Origin of the sequence: Marinobacter sp. MBR-99, assembly GCF_040547575.1 — a bacterium.
Taxonomy (GTDB): Bacteria; Pseudomonadota; Gammaproteobacteria; order Pseudomonadales; family Oleiphilaceae; genus Marinobacter.
Map to the genome: position 1 here is coordinate 1 of NZ_JBEPPY010000055.1, position 1,356 is coordinate 1,356.

Sequence of the window (1,356 nt, forward strand, 5' to 3'; positions counted from 1 at the left end):
GACATTCGCAATCAGCGGACTGATCACGCCGCCCTGCGGGCTTCCCAGTTCCGTCTCCTCAAAGTGATACCCCACCATCACGCCGCTTTCCAGACACTGGCGCAACAGTGACAGAACACTGCCGTCCGTGATCCGTTGGCGGAACTGGCGGATGATCAGGTCATGGTTGAGGGTGTCGAAGCATTTCGACAGGTCCATATCCACAGCCCATTCCCGCCGGTAGCGGCGGATGAACAACTCCGCCTTGCCGATGGCGTGGTGACCACTGCGTCCCGGACGATACCCGTAGCTCGACGGGTGGAAGTCCGGCTCGAAGATCGGTTCGATGATACTGCGCAACGCCTGTTGCACGACACGGTCCCGAACCGTTGGAATGCCCAGCAAACGCTCACCCCCGTCATCCTTGGCGATGGCCACACGTCTGACTGGCTGCGCTCGATAGCGCTTTTCCTTCAGTTCGAGTAACAGGCACGACAGTTCCACCTCCAGATTTTCCTCAAACGCACTCAGGCTCTGCCCATCAATTCCGGCCGCACCCTTGTTGCGTTTGACGTGTCTGAAGGCTTCATACAGGCGCTGCTTTGACAGCAGATGCCCGTACAGACTGTAGTATTTCCTCATGCCTGCTCATCTCTGTGATGACGGCTTCAAGGGTTGGTCTGGCTGCTGGTGTGCTTCAAACGATCCGTCCGGGTACTAGCACTCTGGCAATCTGCCGCCACGGTATCGCTCTACTCCCTTGCCCGGAGAGCACCGAAGCCACTGCGTTCCCGCAGCACCTCGATGCACGTCCCTGCCCCGTCGGGCAGCTTGTGAACGCAGCGTCCACCTCTCGCTCGTCGTCCGTCATTCTCGTTAATGACTTCCGCCCTTCGCATCCGAACAAGGCTTTTGACCTTGTCCGGTCCGCTGAACCTCCGCCAGCGGTCGTTCCGGTTTTGTCCTCCACACTGTTACCAGGTTTCACGGGCCGGAACTTCCTCACTACTACGGCTTCATCTGCCACCTCGCACCCACCGCAGCCTTGGCTTTCACCTTGCGCTGCAGTCTCCGGACTGGCCGGATTCGGTGTCAGGCTTCCCCGGTTACTGCACCGGCTCCCTGTTAACGATGCCACCCTCAAACACAGCACAGGTCTGACTGAGTATCGGGCGTCGCGCTATTTTGCACGCTGACCCACCTGAACTGCCGTAACAGGTTCACTTGCGTTGTGTACCGTTAACGTCCTATGGCTTCCTTCAGACCCCGCCGTTAGCCAACAACGCCCTTGCCATTCGGATTGTCTTCCCCTCAGTCGGGGTGACTCCGCCCTCTTTCAGGCGGACGGGTTTGCCGGCTTCGCCGGGCAAACAAAAA

Annotated in this window: 1 protein-coding gene; it reads right to left on the bottom strand. The window is 59.0% G+C overall.

Features of this window, described 5'->3' with window-relative positions:
* Window positions 1–621, bottom strand: a 621-nt coding sequence (locus tag ABIE59_RS19945) for a reverse transcriptase domain-containing protein (protein WP_354449544.1), incomplete at its 3' end; no start/stop codon positions are given.
* Between the last annotated feature and the right edge of the window lie 735 nt (window positions 622–1,356).